The organism is Ruegeria sp. AD2(2025) (assembly GCF_056542385.1).
The window spans coordinates 209341-227524 of record NZ_JBQFZS010000002.1 but is presented as its reverse complement, the minus strand read 5'-3'; the positions used below and the strand labels follow the sequence as shown (position 1 = coordinate 227524).

Below are 18184 nucleotides of genomic sequence, written 5' to 3'. Positions count from 1 at the left end.
GGTTACTCGGCGATCGCGAACTCCATCGCGATATTGACCGACACCGAGACCTCACCACCGGCAACCGGGACGCCACCGGCATCTGACATCGCCAGCTCGCGCATCTGAGCCACCGGGCGCACGCCGCCGCCGTGATCGTTGATCGATATCACCGGCCCCAGCGTGATCCCAGCCGCCTGCGCCAGTTGTTCCGCCTTGGCGGTGGCATCCGCAACGGCCTTGGCGCGCGCCTCGGCCTCAAGCGGTTTGGGGTCCTGCACACCAAAGCTCAAGCCGCCGAAATCGTTGGCCCCGTCCTTGATCACCGCGTCCATGATCTGACCTAGCTTGTCCAAATCACGCACCCGGACCGACACCCGGTTGGAGGCGGCAAAGCCAGTGATCTCGGGCGGCTGGTTGCCGGAACTGTTGCGCCCCGACCAGACCGGCGACAGCGACAGATCGCGGGTTTGCACGTCGCGTGTCTCGAGCCCCATCTCATCCAGCCGCTTGAGGATTTGCGCCACCGCATCTGACGTCGCTTGCATCGCCACGGATGCCTGTTTGTCCTGGTTCGTCACCCCCAGCGTGATCGTGGCCATATCGGGCGCGACAAGGGTGGTTCCGGTGCCGCTGACCGAGATGCGACGTTCTTCCGCATGGGCCGGCATGGCGGCGACGGCTGCGGTCATCGCAGCCAGAAAAGCAAGTGTCTTCAAGGTGATCCCTCCTATTGACTTGGCCCTAAGATGGGTACCTCGCACCGCACACGGCAAGAGGGTAACGCGCCTTTTTCTTTCCCTCGGCGGGTTCCTGCCCTAATCTCGGACGGCAGGCATCCAAGCGTTTGCGTTGAAGCTGATAATTATGGTTCATCCGGATTATGAAACCCGCCTTTGCGCTGTCATTTTCTGATACCGGCATTTCGCTGCATCACCAGTCAGACGATGACTGGTACTGCATCGGAACCGTGCCGCTGGATGCACCGAATCTGCCCGACCAGATGCAGGCGCTGCGCGATCAGGGGTTCGCGCTGGAGAACGATCTGGGCTGCGCGCTGATCCTTCCGCCTGATCAGGTGCGACTGATAACCGTCGAGGTCGAGGGGACGGACGCAGAGGTATCCGAGGAGCAGATCGAAGCCACGCTGGCCTCGGCCACCCCCTACGATCTGTCTGAGCTGGTCTATGTCACGGCTTCCGAAGGTGCCGAAACCCGCGTCGCCGCCGTTGCCCGGCAAACATTGGACGAAGCCAGTGCCTTCGCCGTGGATCACGGGTTCAGACCTCTGGTCTTCTGGGCCAGCGCAATGGGTGGGGACGCCCTGACCGATGCCGTCTTTGAATTGCCGGTGACGCAGCAAAGCGACAAAGCCGAGACCGCAGCGCCGTCCGCCCCCGAAGCCGACCCAGAGCCCGAGGTTCCGATTCATGCCATCGCAGGCGACGCGACACCCGCTACATTTCAGTCGGCCACGGGCGCGCAGACCGGATTGTCGACACCCGACGTCAGACGGTTTGCGATCCCCGTGGTGGCAGCCTCGGTCCTGCTGGGGATGGTGCTTGGGGTATGGTCCCTGAACCGATCCGAGCCCGCCGACGACCCGCAGGTTGCCGAACGTCCCATCCCCGCGGTCGAAGCGACGCCCGACACCACACCGGCCGAGACACAAGTTGCGCAGGACGAGAGCCCCCCGGAGGACGTACCTCTGCCCGAAGCTGAAGCCGAGGATGAAACCGCGCTGTCGGCAACCGATGAGGCCATCCTCGAGGCGCTGAACGTCGCGCCCGAGCCGGTCGAGGACATCGCCGAACTGCCGGAAACGCGGACGCTGTTTCAGGACTTCACCGGCAGCGCCCCGGTCGAGCCCGCCGAACTGCCGGGACCGCCCCCCGCGCAGACCGCCGATATCTATCTGACATCGGTCGATCGCGCCGATCTGTCCACGGATACGGTCGCCCTGCCCCCTGCGGCCAGCCTGAACACCGACCAGCCACTCCCGCCGATCAGATTGCCGGGGGCCGAGGAACCGGTGGTTGTCGTCGATGAACAGGGGCTGGTGACCCCCAGCACCGACGGCACACTGAACCCCGATGGGGTCATGGTCTATCTCGGGCGCCCCTCCTCGGTGCCGCCCGAGCCGCCCACGCGGTTCGAGGCCGAACCGGTCGTTGATGCCGTTGACGAGCGGTTGGCCGGTCTGCGCCCCCGCCCGCGCCCCGAAAACCTTGTGGACCAGTTCGAACGCCAGCAGCTTGGCGGACGCTCGCGCGAGGAGCTGGCCTCGGTCCGGCCCCGCCTGCGCCCTGAGACGCTGCAGGTCAAACCGCAGGTCGATCACACGCCGACTGCGCTGGCGGTGGTCCGCGTCCCGCGCCCCAAGACGCGCCCCGCAAGCGTCACCGCCCGGGCGACCCAAAAGCCAAAGACAGGCAGCGCGCCGCTTGGCTCAACCGCCAACGTGACAGCCAGCACCGACGAGGCCGGATCATTCCAGCCCAAGGCGGTGCAGCCCAAAATCCCCACCACAGCGTCGGTCGCGCGTCAGGCGACCATCGACAATGCGCTCAACCTGCGTAAGCTCAACCTGATCGGCGTCTATGGCACCCCGGCCAACCGCCGCGCGTTGGTGCGCCTGCCCAGCGGGCGCTACAAAAAGCTGAAAGTCGGCGACCGGATCGACGGTGGCAATGTGGTTGCCATCGGTGACAGCGAGCTGCGCTATCAGAAGCGCGGACAGAACGTGACGCTGAAAATGCCGCGCGGATAAAAGAAATGCGCCGCGTCGGGCAGACGCGGCGCTTTGGTGTTTTCATGGATCTGCGATCAGGCGGCGGAAATCTCGCCGGTTTCGATCTGCTCGCGTTCGATGGATTCGAACAGGGCCTTGAAGTTGCCCTCGCCAAACCCATCATCGCCTTTGCGCTGGATGAACTCGAAGAAGATCGGCCCGATCACGGTTTTAGAGAAGATCTGCAGCAGAATCTTGGTCTCTCCGCCGTCCACGACGCCTTCGCCGTCGATCAGGATACCGTGTTTCATCATCCGGTCCTTGGGCTCGTCATGGCCCGAGACGCGGTCATAGGACATATCATAGTAAGCCTCGTTCGGGCCGGGCATGAATTTCAGCCCCTTTTCGGCAATCGCATCGGTCGAGCCGTAGATATCGTCGCTGCCCACGGCGATGTGCTGAATGCCCTCACCGTTGTATTTCTTCAGGTAAGACACGATCTGCCCGGTCTCGCCCCGGTCTTCGTTGATCGGGATACGGATGCGACCACAGGGCGAGGTCAACGCGCGGCTGTAAAGACCGGTGAATTTGCCCTGAATGTCAAAGAAGCGGATTTCACGGAAGTTGAACAGGTCGCCGTAGAACTTGAACCACTTGTCCATGTTGCCCTTGAACACGTTATGGGTCAGGTGGTCGAGGTAATAGAACCCGTCACCGCCCGGCTTGGATTGCTTGAGCCACTCGAACTCTTCGTTATAGGGCGAGGTGTCGTAATACTGGTCGATGAAATAGATCAGCGACCCACCGATGCCCTTGATGGCCGGAACATTCATGGTCTTGTCGGCAGCGTCATAAGGCTCGGCCCCTTTGGCAATCGCGTGCTCATAGGCCTTTTGCGCATCCACCACGCGCCAGCCCATCGACGGGGCGCAGGGGCCATGCTCGGCCACGAATTTGGCGGCAAAGCTGTCGGGGTCGGAATTCAGGATATAGGTGACATCGCCCTGCTGCCACAGTTCCACCTTGGGCGTATCGCGGCGATAGCCGACATATTCGAACCCCATCCGGGCAAACAGATCGCGCAGCTCCTGCGGCTCGGGGTGGGCGAATTCGACGAACTCAAACCCGTCGGTGCCGGCGGGGTTTTCGTCACTGATGACAGATTTCGGGGCGTTGTGCGGGAAAGGACCCATGGCGCGTCTCCTGAAAAAGAGGAATTTCTTTGCTGATTCAAAAATACGCTTTAATCGGCGCTGTTTCTGCGCGTTGTTTTCAGCTAAACTACATCAAGACGCGCAAATCCCGCGCGAAACTATCATAATGTGAGGAATTCCCGCATATGCTGGACGCCACCGACACACGACTGCTCTCAGCGTTGCAGAAAGATGCGCATCTGACCGCGCATCAATTGGGCGAGATGCTGAACCTGTCGGCCAGCCAGGCGGGCCGCCGCCGCCAACGGCTGGAGGCCGAGGGCTACATCACCGGATACACCGCCCGGCTCGACCCGCTGAAACTCGGACTGCAGGTGCAGGGGTTCATCCAGGTACATCTGGGCACCCACGGCCCCGACCAGTCCGCCAGTTTTGCCCGCATGGTCAACGCCCGCCCCGAGATCAGCAGCGCATGGACCATGACCGGCGAGGCCGACTACCTGCTGCATGTCTACTGTGACGACCTGTCAGCGCTCAACAGCTTGCTTCACGAGGTCATCCTGCCGCATCCTGCGGTTGCACGGGTCCAAAGCCAGATCGTGATGGACCAACTCAAACGCGACGCGCCGCTCCCGACCTGAGCGCACTAACGAGGACGATCATGAACGAGTTCCTGTATCAGGCATCCATCTATCTGGCAGCGGCGGTGATCGCGGTTCCGCTGTCGGCGCGACTGGGGCTGGGATCGGTCCTGGGCTATCTGGCCGCCGGTATCGCAATCGGTCCGGTTCTGGGGCTGGTGGGGGCCGAAACCGAAAGCCTGCAGCATGTGGCAGAATTCGGCGTCGTGATGATGCTGTTCCTGATCGGGTTGGAGCTGGAACCCCGCGCCCTGTGGGACATGCGCGACAAGCTACTGGGTCTGGGCGGCCTGCAGGTCGCATTGTCGACGGTCGTGATTGCTGCGGTGGCGTTTTACGCCAACCATCCATGGTCCGTGGCGCTGGCGGTCGGGCTGACTCTGTCACTATCCTCAACGGCGATTGTGTTGCAGACCCTGTCCGAAAAGGGCCTGATGCAAACCAACGGCGGACGCGCCACCTTTTCGGTTTTGCTGACACAGGACATCGCGGTGATCCCGATCCTCGCTTTCCTGCCGCTGCTGGCGCTGCCTGCCAGTATTCATATCGAGGATGACGGCTCGATCGACCGCGGCATCGACGCGGCTCATGGCGCCGATCACCACGCCACCCTGTCGCTGGTCGAAGGCTTGCCGGGATGGGCCGTCACGCTTGTCACCATCGGGGCAGTTGCCTTTGTCGTGCTGGCCGGAATCTACCTGACCCGCCCGCTGTTCCGCTTCATCCACGCCACCCGCCTGCGCGAGATGTATACGGCGCTGGCGCTCATGATCGTGGTCGGGATTTCCTTCCTGATGACGCTGGTCGGCCTCTCCCCCGCACTGGGCGCGTTTCTGGCGGGCGTCGTGCTGGCCAGCTCCGAGTTCCGGCACGAGATGGAAAGCGACCTTGAACCCTTCAAGGGCCTGCTGCTGGGCCTCTTCTTCATCACCGTCGGGGCCGGGATCGACGTCGGCTATTTCTTCGCCGATCCGTTCGACCTGATCGGTCTGGCGCTGCTGGTCATTCTGGCCAAGGGGATCATCCTGTTCATCGTCGGGCGCGCCTTCAAACTGCGGGGGCGCGATCACTGGCTGTTCACGTTGGGGCTGGCGCAGGCGGGCGAGTTCGGCTTTGTCCTGCTGGCCTTCTCGACCCAGCAGAACGTGATCCCTCCCGGCCTGTCACAGAAGCTGCTGATGATCATCGCGCTGACCATGCTGATCACGCCGCTGCTGTTCATCGTGTACGAGATGCTCTCGCGCTACATCAGCGAACACAAACCGCAGGTCGAACCCGATATGATCGACGAAAAAGGCCCTGTCATCATCGCGGGGATCGGACGGTTCGGCCAGATCGTCAACCGGCTGGTACAGGCCAGCGGATTCAAGACCGTGGTTCTGGACCATGATATCGAAACCATCCAACTGATGCGCCGGTTTGGCGTCAAAGGCTTTCTGGGCGACCCGACGCGCCCCGAATTGCTGCGCGCCGCCGGAATCGAAAAAGCAGCCGTTCTGGTGGCCGCCATGGACGACCGCAAACAGGTCACCCGCCTGGTCGGCTATGCCCGCCGTCAAAGGCCCGACCTTCATATCATCGCCCGGGCCAAGGATCGCAACCACGTCTACGAACTGTATCAGGCGGGCGCAAATGACATCGTCCGCGAGATGTTCGACGGCTCGCTGCGCGCCGGGCGCTACGTTCTGGAAAACATCGGGCTCAGCGAATACGAGGCCGCCCAGGCGGAACAAACCTTTTACCACCATGACCGCACCTCGGTCCGGGAACTGGCCGAGCTCTGGATCCCCGGAATGCCGACCGCCGAAAACAAGAAATACATCGAACGCGCGCAGCAACTGGAAAAGGACCTGGAAACAGCCCTTCTGGAACTTGCCGAAGAACACGCCAAAAAATCGGCCTGACCCTACAAAGCGGGTCCCGTCAGCTTCATCTGGCCAAAAATATCCCGGGGGAGTCGCCACGGGCGACGGGGGCAGAGCCCCCCCGACGTCAGCCGTCCGAAACCCCGGCCTCGGCAAAGGTGGCCATGCCGGAATGACACGCCACCGCGCTTTTCAGAATACCGATCGCCAGCGCACCGCCGGACCCCTCTCCCAAACGCAGGCCAAGGCTCAGCAACGGTGCCTTGCCCAACCGGCTCAGCATGGCCGCATGGGCCCCTTCGGCGCTCTGATGGCCGGCAACCGCATGATCCAGCGCCGTGTCCGAAAGTTGCGCCAGACAGGCCGCTGCAGCCGTACAGATAAACCCGTCCAGAATGACCGGAATGCGCAACAGACGCGCGGCGGCAATCGCCCCCGCCATAGCCGCAATCTCGCGCCCGCCCAAACAGCGCAGGACCTCCAGACCGTCGTCATGCCCGTGCAGGGCAACACCTTCGGCCACGACAAGGGTCTTGTTGACCAGCCCTGCCTCGTCCACCCCGGTGCCGCGCCCGGTCCAATCAGCGGCATCCCCGCCAAACAGAGCGCAGGCGATGGCGGCGGCGGGGGTGGTGTTGCCGATCCCCATCTCGCCGACCACCAGCAGATCAGCTTGGCGGTCAACCGACTGCCAGCCGGTGCGAAGGGCGCTCAACAGCTCCTCTTCGCTCATCGCTGGGCCTTGGGTGAAATCTGCGGTGGGTCGATCAAGCTCCAGCGCGTGCACATCCATCTTCGCACCCGCGGCCTTGGCCAGTTGGTTGATTGCCGCCCCGCCATGTTCGAAATTCATGACCATCTGCACCGTCACCTCGGGCGGAAAGGCTGACACGCCCTGCGCCGTCACCCCATGATTGCCCGCAAACACAATGACCTGAGGCGCATTGATCTGAGGCCGCGCATCTCCGCGCCAGCCCGCATACCAGATCGCCAAATCCTCAAGCCGCCCCAACGCGCCCGGAGGTTTGGTCAGTTGGCCATTCCGCTCCTCGGCACCCTGTATGGCGGATGTATCCGGGCCAGGTGCGCCGGTCAGCGCATCGCGGAAACTATTGAGGTCAGTGAGTTCGGGCAGCATGGAAAGCCTCGTTGCATCAGAGTGGTCCTGTGTGTTTAACCAATGCTGGCACAGCAACAAGACCCTGAAAGGCCTGGGAGTGACCAAAAACGACACCACCCCGTTTTCCCTGTGGGATATCCCGCTGGCTCTGGTCCTGTTGACTCGCCTGCCCTTGCCACACCTGCCTGAGGACGCCTTTGCCCGCCAGTCGCGTGCGGCATGGGCATATCCGCTGGCCGGGCTGGTTGTCGGGGCGCTGGCCTGCGGGGTCGCGTGGATTGCGGTCTGGGCGCAGTTGCCGACCCTTGCCGCTGCCACCTTGCTGGTCGCCGTCCTGATCCTCGCGACCGGAGCGATGCATGAGGACGGGCTGGCCGATACAGCCGACGGGCTCTGGGGCGGGTTCACGACCGAACGCCGCCTGGAGATCATGAAAGACAGCCATATCGGCACCTACGGCGTGCTGGCCTTGCTGCTATCCCAAATGCTGCGCGTCGCGGCGATCATGACCCTAATCGGTGCAGGCCTGCTGACCGGAGTTCTGGCCGCCTGCCTGTTTTCCCGCGCCCTGATGCCCGTGCTGATGCGCGCCCTGCCGAATGCGCGGCGCGCGGGGCTCAGCCATTCGGTCGGCGCACCTCCGTTGCCTTCGGTGTTGGCAGGTCTTGGACTGGCCGCCCTGCTGTCTCTGCTGCTGTTGGGCGGATCGGCCATCGCCCCAATGCTGTGCGCCCTGCTGGGGGCTGTGATTATCGCCCGGCTTGCCAAGGTCAAGATCGGAGGTCAGACCGGCGATATTCTGGGGGCCACACAACAGGTCTCGGAAATTGCCTTCCTTCTGGCGCTGACCGCATCGCTCTAGGCCGCGCCGCCGGTCTCGATCCGAAGCGTTTCTCCGCAATGCTTGCAATGCACCGCGTCGGGATCGTGGCGGAACAAGCCACAGCTGGGGCATTTGTAACGCACCTTCTGCGGCATGAAGATCGCCTGCGCCAGCCGTACGAACAGCGCCACGCCGACCACCATGATAAAGACGGAAAACAGCTTGCCCGCAGGCGTGGTCAGCGTGATGTCCCCGAACCCCGTCGTCGTCAGCGTCGCCATGGTGAAGTACAGCGCGTCGATATAGGGGGTCTGCGCATCCTCGGGGACAAAGAACACCAGCACGGCGGTTGAGGTCGCGAAGACAAAAACCATCAGGTTGATCGCCGCAATCACCGCATCCTCATGTGTGCGAAAGAACGGGCTGTCGCGGCGTAGATCGCGCAGCAGGTGATAGGAATGGATCAGACGCAGCGCCCGCAAGATCCGCAGAAAGGCCAGATTTCCGGTCAGAAACGGATCGAGGATCAACGAGACAATCACCACGATATCGGCCAGCGTATAAATCTGCCGCAGCAGCTTCCAGCGGTCCTTGGAAATCCACATCCGGGCCGAGAAATCCAGCAGGATGATCAGCCCCACCCCGATACTCGCCACCGTCAGCCCGGGCCCATGCGGGATGTTTGCGGTGGCGACAAAGAAGATGATCGAGGCGATGTCGAACAGGATCAGGCCATAGCGGAACCAGACCGATACCGGCTCGTGGCTGATATAGAGGAACTTTACAGTTTGCTTCATCGTGGCCCCGTATCCTCCTGCGGTAACAGGAAAATACCCGACAAGCATCAGCGGACCAAGCGTTCAGCCATGAAAAAGGGCCGCTCCGGATACCGGAACGACCCATACCATTGCGCAATCGCGATCAGGCGGCGCGCGAGGTCAGGACTTCGTCCACCTGCTTTGCGGCGGAAATCTCATCCGCGCCGGATACGGCGGCAACTTCGCGGGTCAGGCGCTCAAGCGCGGCCTCATAAAGCTGACGCTCGGAATAGCTCTGCTCGCGCTGGTCGTCGGTGCGGTGCAGGTCACGGACAACTTCGGCAATCGAGATCAGATCGCCCGAGTTGATTTTCTGTTCATATTCCTGCGCCCGGCGCGACCACATGGCACGTTTGACCTTCGCCTTGCCCTTCAGCGTTTTCATCGCCTGAGAGATGACATCCGGCGAGCTGAGCGAACGCAGACCGGATTCGGTCACCTTGTTGGTCGGCACGCGCAGGGTCATCTTGTCCTTCTCAAAGGAGATCACAAACAGCTCGAGCGAGAACCCCGCAACGTCCTGTTCCTCGATCGAGATGATCTGCCCCACGCCATGGGCGGGATAGACGACATAATCGTTCGGGCGGAACTCAAGCTTCTTGGACTTCGACATTCAGATACATCCTTCGTTACGAGACCGGGACATGAGACGACAAAAACACCCCAGCCGAGGCCATATACGGCCCCGTCAGGCGGCTTTTTTGTCATAAAATCAGAACTCCAAAGCGAGCATACTTACGGAGCACATCCCAATCACAGTCATCATTCGTGGTAGAGTATATCACAAAATTGCGACACTCAAAAGGCCGACCTGCATTCAAGCCGGTAAAGTATTTTTATTTCAGCGCCTTAGCGCGTGGATCACTTGTCATTTCGACGATCTTGACCGCCGAATCGCTTAACCGCCTTCGCCCGGCGCTTCCGAGAAATATTTCTCCATCTTCCCTTCTTCGCCGTCGCGTTCTTCGGCCTCGGGAAGGGGATCTTTCTTGGTTACGATCACCGGCCACATTTCCGAGAACTTCCGGTTGAACTCGACCCACTGCTCCATCCCCGGCTCGGTATCGGGGCGTATCGCATCGGCGGGGCATTCGGGTTCGCAGACACCGCAATCGATGCATTCGTCCGGGTGAATGACCAGGGTGTTCTCGCCTTCGTAGAAACAGTCCACCGGGCATACCTCGACACAGTCGGTGTATTTGCAGCCAATGCAGTTTTCGGTGACAACGTAGGTCATGTCGGATTTCCCGTTTGCGCTTTGGCGACTAGCTAATTCAGTCTGCCCGCCTCTTCAAGAGAAGATCACCCCTTTGGGGTGCGAGAAAGGTCAAGCGCACGCCGTTCTTTCTTAGTTGGGCGACCTTTTCCCTCAAAACCGGGATTCCTGGGCGGCGCGTCCTGTTTTTCGGTCATATCGAAGTACAAAGCCTGGGCCTCGGGGGCCGGCCGGCGCCGCTCGCCCAATGCTTCGATGCGCACCACCCGGACGATCCGGCCCTGTGGAAAGGTCAGAACGTCCCCGGGGGCCACGGCTTGCGCCGGTTTCAATACCCGGTTTCCGTTTAGCCGGACATGGCCGCCGCTGACCTGTTTGGCGGCCAGGCTGCGGGTCTTGAAGAACCGCGCCTGCCACAACCATTTGTCGATCCGCAGCTTGGCCTCGGCCATCGGCTTTTAGTTGCTGTCCTTCAGACCCATCAGCGCGGCGGCAAACGGGTTGTCTGGATCGATGGCCTTTTCCTTCTTCGGAGGCCGCGACGAGAAGGATTTGGCACCCTGAGGCTTGCCGCCCTTCTTACCCTGCGGCCTGCCCTGAGGTTTCCCACGCGGCTTGCCCTTGCCTTGCCCCTGTTCACGACGCGGACCACGGTTCGGCTGACGCTGGCGACCCCATGTGAAGGTATAGAAAACCTCAACCTCGGGTTCGTCCGATGCAGATTCCGCCGGCTGTTCTACCGCCGGGGCCTCGGCTGCCGCCTCGGTGCTTTCGGTGGCCTCGGCTGACGCATCGGCGGTCGCGCTCGCCTCCTCGGTCGCAACCGCGTCTGCCGGGGTTTCTTCGACGGCAGGTTGCTCGGGCGCTTCTGCGGCAGGCTGTTCGACCGGTGCGGCCTTGACCTTTTCGCGCTCGCCACGGTCGGCTTTGTAGCCCAGCCCCTGCATCAGGTCGGCGAACTGTTCCAGCGTCATACCGGTGATCGAGAGCATGTCGGCCTTGGCCTCAAACCCGCCCCGGCTGTCTTCGGCGCGCAGCATGTCGGCCAGACGTTCCAGCATGTCGATGCGGATCGAACGCTCACCGGCATCGCGGTAGCCGCACATGGTGTCATATCCCGCCGGCGCATCCTTGGCGACCGGCACGGTGACCAGACCCGGAGGCGGCGCTTCGGGGAATTCCTGCAGACCACCCGACAGCGCCCACAGCACCAGACGCAGGCGCGTCGGCGCGGGTTTCAGCAGTAGCGGCATGAAGATGGTGAACTGGCCAAACCGGATGCCGTGCTTGCGCAACGCGCCGCGGGCGTCCTGATCCAGATCCTTGACCTCTTGCGCGACCTGCGCGCGGGGCAGCACGCCCAGCGCCTCGACCATGCGGAAGGCAAAGCCTTTGGCGAGACCGCTCAGTTCCTCGTCTCGCGACAGGTTCAGCAGCGGCTCGAACAGCGCGGCAACCTTGCGGTCGACGAAGTGCTGCAAGCGGCGCTGAACCTTCTGTTCGACGTCCGGGCCTGCGGCCTCATCTACAAAGACCTCGACAACCGGTTTCAGCGGTTCGGCCCCTGCAACCAGTTTGCCAACAGCATATTCGCCCCACATCAGGCCGCCCTGATCAGTGAAATCAATTTCGGTATCGGGCGCGTTGTAGAAACGGTCGGCACGCAGATGGAATTGCGGCGCGAGTGCTTGCAAAGACGCGGATTTCAAGGCTTTCGCCTCGGTCCCCTGCGCGGCTTTGTCCGGGGTAAACCGGAACCCTTCCAGACGACCGACGAATTCGCCTTCGACGGTCACTTCACCCTTGTCATTTACTTCGGCCAAAAGGGCCTCCTTCTGTTTGAGCCGGCGCAGCAAGACGGATGTGCGCCGGTCCACAAATCGTTTGGTCAAACGGTCATGCAGAGCGTCCGACAGCCTGTCTTCTACAGTGCGCGTTTCCTCGCGCCAATGGGATTCGTCACGCACCCAGCCATTTCGCTGCGCAACATATGTCCAGGTGCGAATATATGCCAGACGTTTGGACAGCGCATCAATATCCCCGTCTGTTCTGTCGATCCGGCGGATTTGCCGCGCCATGAAGTCATCGGGAATGGACCCGCGTTCGTGCAGGTGTCCATAGATCACCTCAAGCAAGCTTGCGTGCTCGGCATGGCTGATGCCCCGGAAATCGGGGATTCGGCACACATCCCACAGCAACCTGACCGATTGCGGGTCGCTGGCGCGGGCCATCACTTCGGTCGCTTGCGACAGGGATTTCAACACGTTCAGGTCGTCGGCAGGCCGCGCCTTGATCAGATGTTCGCTGTTGGGGCTGACCTCAAGCGATGTGATCAGCGCCTCGATCGAGCCAAACCGCAAAGCGGCATTCCGCCAGTTCAGCTTTTTCATCGGCGTAAAGCGGCTGTCCATGATCGCCTGAGCTGTGCCCTCGTCCAGTGGCGGAGCCTCGCCCGTGACGCCAAAAGTGCCATCCGACATACCGCGCCCGGCGCGCCCGGCGATCTGAGCCAATTCGTTGGGGGCCAGAGGACGCATCCGTCGCCCGTCGAACTTGGTCAGGGACGAGAACGCCACGTGGTTCACATCCAGATTGAGCCCCATTCCGATGGCATCGGTGGCGACCAGATAGTCGACCTCGCCATTTTGGTACAAATCGACCTGTGCGTTCCGGGTACGCGGGCTAAGCGCGCCCATGACCACGGCTGCCCCACCCTTTTGGCGGCGTAGCAGTTCGGCAATGGCGTAAACGTTATCGACCGAGAATCCGACGATCGCACTGCGCGCGGGCATCCGGCTGATCTTCTTGGAGCCCGAATAGACCAGTTGCGACATCCGCTCGCGCCGGACGAACTGTGCCTCGGGCACCAGCACGGCAATAGTACCGCGCATGGTGTCAGAGCCCAGAAACAGCGTCTCATGCGTACCGCGGGCGCGCAGCAGCCGGTCGGTAAAGACATGGCCGCGTTCGGGGTCGGCGCACAGCTGGATTTCATCAATGGCGACGAAATCGGCCCCCATGCCTTCGGGCATCGCCTCGACCGTGCAGACCCAGTATTGCGTGCGCGGTGGCACGATGCGTTCTTCGCCCGTTACCAGCGCCACGACGGACGGTCCGCGAATGGCAACGATCTTGTCATAGACCTCACGCGCCAGCAGTCGCAGCGGCAGACCGATGACGCCGGTCCGATAGCCCAGCATACGTTCGATTGCGTAATGGGTTTTGCCTGTGTTGGTCGGGCCAAGTACGGCCACTACCCGGGATGACCCGCTCACCTTTGCCCCCTGATCCGGAACCTAAAGGGCCTTGCCTTCAACCCGAGGCTTCAGCCGATTCACGGCATTGGTTACTTCTTCGTGATGGGGATGTATAGCCAGCGCGCGCGAATAGGCATCAAGCGCCTGTTCCGGCTTGTCCACGATCTCGAAGATCAGGCCGAGACCATAGATCGCCTCGTAGTGGTTGGGGTTGAGTGTCAAAGTGTGCTCGAGATCCGCCGCCGCCATGCCGAAACGATCAATGCTGAAGAACGCAGAGGCGCGCACGTGCCAGCCCTCGGCGAAGCCCGGGGCGTGATCGGTCAGCGCGGTCAGGTGATCAATCGCAGCCTCGACATCGCCATCGTCCAAAGCCTCGCGGCCGCGTTCCAGCAGCAGGTCGGCCGAGGCCGAGCCCGACTGCGCCCACAACGCCTGCAACTGGCGGTCCAAACTGACCGCCTGCTCGGGCGTGGACTGCGCCAGTTGCTGCAACAGCGCGGCCTCGTCCCGCAAATCCGCCTGTTGCGCGGTGCCGGTGGTGGAAAACATGACTATCGCAGCAAGTGCCGCAACGGTACCTTTGAGATTGGTGATTGCAATGCCCATAACAATGGTCAGTGTAGCGTAGCGACCGGGGATGTCCATTCACGGCGCACTAACAAAATGAGGAAGACCATGAGCGACACATTGGAAAAAGCCGCAGCGGCATTGAATGAGAAACTGTCGGGCGGTGATTTCGACGCGTCAGCCAAATTTGCAATCGCCGATCTGGGCGCTATCGTTCTGGATGCAAACGGCGCGCGCGTCAGCGATGAAGACGCCGATGTGACGCTCAGCGCCGATGCCGATACGTTCGAGCAAATCCTCAGCGGCGACCTGAACCCCACCGGGGCTTTCATGTCCGGCAAGCTGAGCGTGGATGGAGATATGGGTGTCGCCATGAAACTTGCCTCGGTGCTGGCCTGATGGAGTTCTCGCCGGCCCCCTTGTTCGAAGACGTGGCCGGCGGCCCTGCCGGTGGTGTGGCACATTGGCTGACCACCGAAGACGGCAAACGCATCCGCGTTGGGCATTGGCGCCCCGCTGGTGATGCACGCGGTACGGTGATGCTGTTCCCCGGCCGCACGGAATATGTCGAGAAATATGGCAATGCAGCAGGCGAATTTGTCAGCCGTGGCTTTGCCAGCCTGTCTGTCGACTGGCGCGGACAGGGTCTTGCGGACCGTTTGCTGCCGGACCCGCGCATTGGCCACGTCGAGAAATTTACCGATTTTCAACGTGATGTGCGTGCCACGCTGGCGTTGGCCCGGCAGTTGGAATTGCCCAGACCGTGGCACGTGATCGGCCATTCCATGGGCGGAGCCATCGGTCTGCGCGCGGTGCTGGAAGGCTCGGACTTTGCCACCTGCGCGTTTACCGGGCCGATGTGGGGTATCTTCTTTACGCCGATCATGAAACCGCTCAGCCAGTTGACCGCCTATTGGGGGCCGCGTCTGGGGCTTGGAGAAAAAACACCGCCGACAACATCACTGGAAAGCTATGTCGTCTCGCAGCCCTTCGAAGGCAATGTCCTGACCCGCGACCCAGCGATGTACCAGATGATGCGGGATCAGTTGGCGGCCCATCCCGATCTGGCGCTCGGCGCGCCTTCAACAATCTGGCTGCGCGAGGCACTGGACGAATGCGCCTGGCTGATGGAGCAGACCGCGCCCGACATCCCGGCCCTGACCTTCCTTGGCAGCCACGAACAGATCGTGGACCGCAAGGCCATCCGCGCCCGCATGGCGAACTGGCCCAGCGGCACTCTGGTCGAAATCCCGGACGGCGAACACGAAGTGTTGATGGAAGCCCCCGAGGTGCGCGGGCCTGTCTTTGATCAACTGGCCACCCATTTCTCGGCGGCCAAGGCCGACCCCAAGCCCGAGCCTTGCGTGTAAGGCCCGCCCGGACAGGCTGCTTGTGATCCGCGCGCGTCAGGCCTAAATGTTTGCCAACGCAGTTTATTCGAGGTGACCCATGCGCGACCTTCCCTTCCCCGTTCGTGACGCAAATGCAGGCGGTGGCACCGATGATCTGGGCAACCTGCCGGAATGGGATCTGACGGATCTCTATACCTCGGAAGACGCGCCTGAACTGTCCCGCGATCTGGACTGGCTTGAGGGTGAATGCGCCTCTTTCGCCGCGGACTACGAGGGCAAGCTGGCCGAACTAGATGCCGCTGGTCTGCTGACCTGCGTGCTGCGCAACGAGAAGATCAACGCCATCGCCGGGCGGATCATGTCCTTTGCCGGGCTGCGCTACTACCAGCTGACTACCGATGCGGACCGGGCGAAGTTTCTGTCGGACATGCAGGAAAAGATCACCGTATTCACCACCCCGCTGGTGTTCTTCACACTGGAAATCAACCGCTTGGACGATGATGCGCTGAAGGCACATTTCGACACCAACGCCGACCTGGCGCGGTACGAACCAGTGTTCCGCCGGATCCGCGCAATGAAGCCTTATCAGCTATCCGACGAGTTGGAAAAATTCCTGCATGACCTCGGCGTTGTTGGCGATGCGTGGGAACGCCTGTTCGACGAGACCATCGCAGGCCTGACTTTCACCGTCGATGGCGACGAGCTGAACATCGAAGGCACCCTGAACCTGCTGACCGAGCAGGACCGCACCAAACGCGAGGCTGCCGCGCGCGAACTGGCAAGCGTTTTCCAAAGCAACATCAAGACCTTCGCGCGCGTTCATAATACGCAAGCCAAGGAAAAACAGATCGTCGACCGCTGGCGCAACATGCCAACCGCGCAGACCGGTCGCCACCTGTCGAACGATGTCGAACCCGAGGTGGTTGAGGCCCTGCGCGAGGCGGTCGTGGCCGCCTACCCCAAACTCAGCCATCGGTACTATGAGCTGAAGCGCAAATGGCTGGGTCTGGACGTGATGCAGGTCTGGGACCGCAACGCGCCGCTGCCGATGGAAGACACCCGCATTGTCGGTTGGGACGAGGCCGAGCAAACGGTGATGGACGCCTATAACGCCTTTGATCCGCGTATGGGTGAGATTGCGTCTCCGTTCTTCTCGAAAGGATGGATTGATGCGGCGGTGAAGCCCGGCAAAGCGCCGGGTGCGTTCGCCCACCCCACCGTCACCGAGGTGCACCCTTATGTGATGCTCAACTATCTGGGCAAGCCGCGCGACGTGATGACCCTGGCGCATGAACTGGGCCATGGCGTGCATCAGGTACTGGCCGCCGATCAGGGAGAGATGCTGTCTTCAACCCCGCTGACGCTGGCCGAAACCGCCTCGGTCTTCGGTGAAATGCTGACCTTCCGCAAAATGTTGGATCAGGCCGAAACCCCGGAACAGCGCAAGGTGCTGCTGGCAGGCAAGGTTGAGGATATGATCAACACGGTCGTCCGCCAGATCGCGTTTTATGATTTCGAATGCAAACTCCACGCCGCGCGCCGCGAGGGTGAGCTGACCCCGGATGACATCAACGCCCTTTGGATGAGCGTTCAGGCCGAAAGCCTTGGGCCGGCATTCGAGTTCATGGAGGGCTATGAGACCTTCTGGGCCTACATCCCGCATTTCGTCCACTCGCCCTTCTACGTCTACGCCTATGCGTTCGGCGATGGCCTCGTAAACGCGCTCTATTCGGTCTATGAAAGCGGTGCGGAAGGGTTTGAAGACAAGTATTTCGAGATGCTGCGCGCCGGAGGGTCCAAGCACCACAAGGAATTGCTGGCCCCGTTCGGACTGGACGCCAGCGACCCGGAGTTCTGGGACAAGGGCCTGTCGATGATCTCGGGCTTCATTGACGAATTGGAGGCGATGGAAGCATAAGGCTTTCCAGACAAACAGCCACGCGCCCGCATAAAACCCGGGCGCGTTTTTTATTGAACCACGCTTTCCAGCTGCCCGAAGTCGCGGATAACAACGGACTTCAGTTCGCTTTCAACACCAATCTTGCGCAGCTTTCCAAACGCGCGCGAAAGACTCTCGGGCTTCATCCCCAGCATGGACGCAAGAACAACCTTCTCGAACGGCAACTCAAGCCTGTTGCGGTCACCCTGCTTTTCCGACAGCCGCACCAGGAAATTGCACAACCTCTCATAACCGGTCAGGACCTTCAGCGACTCCACCTCATGCATCATGTCCTGCAGATGAGAGGAAGCGGCAGACAGAACGGCCACAGCGATCTCGGTTCTCGCATCAAGGCAGTCGCAGACGGCCGAGATGTCAACGAACAGTACCTCACAATCCGTTACGGCCTCGGCGTTCGCCGTGATTGGCACCCCACGTAACGCCGAGATTTCATCAAAGCTCTGCCCGCCTTGAAGCATCGCCAGCAGCGCTTCGTGACCCGAGGCCGAAACCCGGTAGAGTTTGATCCAACCGTCCAGAACAATCTTCAGGCTGCTGCAGGGTTCATCCTGCAAACAGATCGTCTGCCCGCGGGTAAAAACCCTCTTTTGAGCACGGGAAAGCAGGGTTTTGCGCATTTCGGGCGACAGCTGATCCAAAAGTGAGCTGTCCTGCAGAGCATCCTGGCTGAAGTCAAACATGGCTTAATCCGGCTGTGG

17 protein-coding genes are annotated in these 18184 nt (G+C 61.5%); 7 read left to right on the top strand and 10 right to left on the bottom strand.

Annotation, left to right across the window (positions count from 1 at the left end):
* Positions 1–2: 2 nt before the first annotated feature.
* Positions 3–698, bottom strand: a complete 696-nt coding sequence (locus tag ACR1XV_RS06245; protein ID WP_480529529.1) for an SIMPL domain-containing protein — start codon at positions 696–698, stop codon at positions 3–5.
* Positions 699–862: 164 nt separating this feature from the next.
* On the opposite strand from ACR1XV_RS06245, the gene ACR1XV_RS06240 reads away from it, so the two are divergent.
* The gene (locus ACR1XV_RS06240; RefSeq protein ID WP_480529528.1) at positions 863–2749 is read left to right on the top strand and encodes a hypothetical protein; all 1887 of its coding nucleotides are present in this window, start codon (positions 863–865) and stop codon (positions 2747–2749) included.
* 56 nt (positions 2750–2805) lie between these two features.
* Here the strand turns inward: ACR1XV_RS06240 and hppD are convergent, their stop codons facing one another.
* Positions 2806–3903, bottom strand: coding sequence for a 4-hydroxyphenylpyruvate dioxygenase (gene hppD, locus ACR1XV_RS06235; RefSeq protein ID WP_480529527.1), 1098 nt, complete (start codon positions 3901–3903; stop codon positions 2806–2808).
* A gap of 146 nt (positions 3904–4049) precedes the next feature.
* Here hppD and ACR1XV_RS06230 point away from each other — a divergent pair, with 146 nt between their 5' ends.
* Both ACR1XV_RS06230 and ACR1XV_RS06225 read left to right on the top strand, forming a co-directional pair.
* Positions 4050–4505, top strand: coding sequence for an Lrp/AsnC family transcriptional regulator (locus ACR1XV_RS06230; RefSeq protein WP_480529526.1), 456 nt, complete (start codon positions 4050–4052; stop codon positions 4503–4505).
* 20 nt (positions 4506–4525) lie between these two features.
* On the top strand, positions 4526–6409 hold the full coding sequence (locus ACR1XV_RS06225) for a monovalent cation:proton antiporter-2 (CPA2) family protein (RefSeq protein WP_480529525.1): 1884 nt from the start codon (positions 4526–4528) through the stop codon (positions 6407–6409).
* Between the two features lie 88 nt (positions 6410–6497).
* On the opposite strand, the gene cobT is transcribed toward ACR1XV_RS06225, so the two are convergent.
* Complete coding sequence (cobT, locus tag ACR1XV_RS06220; RefSeq protein ID WP_480529524.1) at positions 6498–7508, bottom strand: nicotinate-nucleotide--dimethylbenzimidazole phosphoribosyltransferase; 1011 nt, start codon at positions 7506–7508, stop codon at positions 6498–6500.
* A 79-nt stretch (positions 7509–7587) separates the two neighbouring features.
* On the opposite strand from cobT, the gene cobS reads away from it, so the two are divergent.
* Positions 7588–8352, top strand: a complete 765-nt coding sequence (cobS, locus tag ACR1XV_RS06215; protein WP_480529523.1) for an adenosylcobinamide-GDP ribazoletransferase — start codon at positions 7588–7590, stop codon at positions 8350–8352.
* On the opposite strand, the gene ACR1XV_RS06210 is transcribed toward cobS, so the two are convergent.
* The 6 genes from ACR1XV_RS06210 to ACR1XV_RS06185 all read right to left on the bottom strand — a co-directional run bounded on the left by ACR1XV_RS06210 (position 8349) and on the right by ACR1XV_RS06185 (position 14252).
* Positions 8349–9110, bottom strand: a complete 762-nt coding sequence (locus ACR1XV_RS06210; protein ID WP_480529522.1) for an ion channel — start codon at positions 9108–9110, stop codon at positions 8349–8351. The genes cobS and ACR1XV_RS06210 overlap by 4 nt on opposite strands.
* A gap of 124 nt (positions 9111–9234) precedes the next feature.
* Positions 9235–9744 (bottom strand): CarD family transcriptional regulator, encoded by a 510-nt coding sequence (locus ACR1XV_RS06205; RefSeq protein WP_170572040.1) that lies wholly within the window; start codon positions 9742–9744, stop codon positions 9235–9237.
* 285 nt (positions 9745–10029) lie between these two features.
* Positions 10030–10368, bottom strand: coding sequence for a ferredoxin FdxA (fdxA, locus tag ACR1XV_RS06200; protein ID WP_170682977.1), 339 nt, complete (start codon positions 10366–10368; stop codon positions 10030–10032).
* A gap of 65 nt (positions 10369–10433) precedes the next feature.
* Entirely contained in the window at positions 10434–10799 is a 366-nt protein-coding gene (locus tag ACR1XV_RS06195; protein ID WP_480529521.1) for an RNA-binding S4 domain-containing protein, read from the bottom strand.
* Positions 10800–10805: 6 nt separating this feature from the next.
* A complete protein-coding gene (locus ACR1XV_RS06190) occupies positions 10806–13622 on the bottom strand; it encodes a helicase-related protein (RefSeq protein ID WP_480529520.1) in 2817 nt (938 codons plus the stop codon).
* A gap of 21 nt (positions 13623–13643) precedes the next feature.
* A complete protein-coding gene (locus ACR1XV_RS06185) occupies positions 13644–14252 on the bottom strand; it encodes a tetratricopeptide repeat protein (RefSeq protein ID WP_480529519.1) in 609 nt (202 codons plus the stop codon).
* A 30-nt stretch (positions 14253–14282) separates the two neighbouring features.
* Here ACR1XV_RS06185 and ACR1XV_RS06180 point away from each other — a divergent pair, with 30 nt between their 5' ends.
* The 3 genes from ACR1XV_RS06180 (at position 14283) to ACR1XV_RS06170 (ending at position 17444) form a co-directional block, all read left to right on the top strand.
* A complete protein-coding gene (locus ACR1XV_RS06180; RefSeq protein WP_480529518.1) occupies positions 14283–14573 on the top strand; it encodes an SCP2 sterol-binding domain-containing protein in 291 nt (96 codons plus the stop codon).
* Complete coding sequence (locus ACR1XV_RS06175) at positions 14573–15544, top strand: alpha/beta fold hydrolase (RefSeq protein WP_480529517.1); 972 nt, start codon at positions 14573–14575, stop codon at positions 15542–15544. Before ACR1XV_RS06180 ends, ACR1XV_RS06175 begins: the two co-directional genes overlap by 1 nt.
* A gap of 79 nt (positions 15545–15623) precedes the next feature.
* A complete protein-coding gene (locus tag ACR1XV_RS06170) occupies positions 15624–17444 on the top strand; it encodes a M3 family oligoendopeptidase (RefSeq protein WP_480529516.1) in 1821 nt (606 codons plus the stop codon).
* Between the two features lie 50 nt (positions 17445–17494).
* Here ACR1XV_RS06170 and ACR1XV_RS06165 read toward each other — a convergent pair whose 3' ends face one another.
* Positions 17495–18166, bottom strand: a complete 672-nt coding sequence (locus tag ACR1XV_RS06165; RefSeq protein ID WP_480529515.1) for a Crp/Fnr family transcriptional regulator — start codon at positions 18164–18166, stop codon at positions 17495–17497.
* Between the last annotated feature and the right edge of the window lie 18 nt (positions 18167–18184).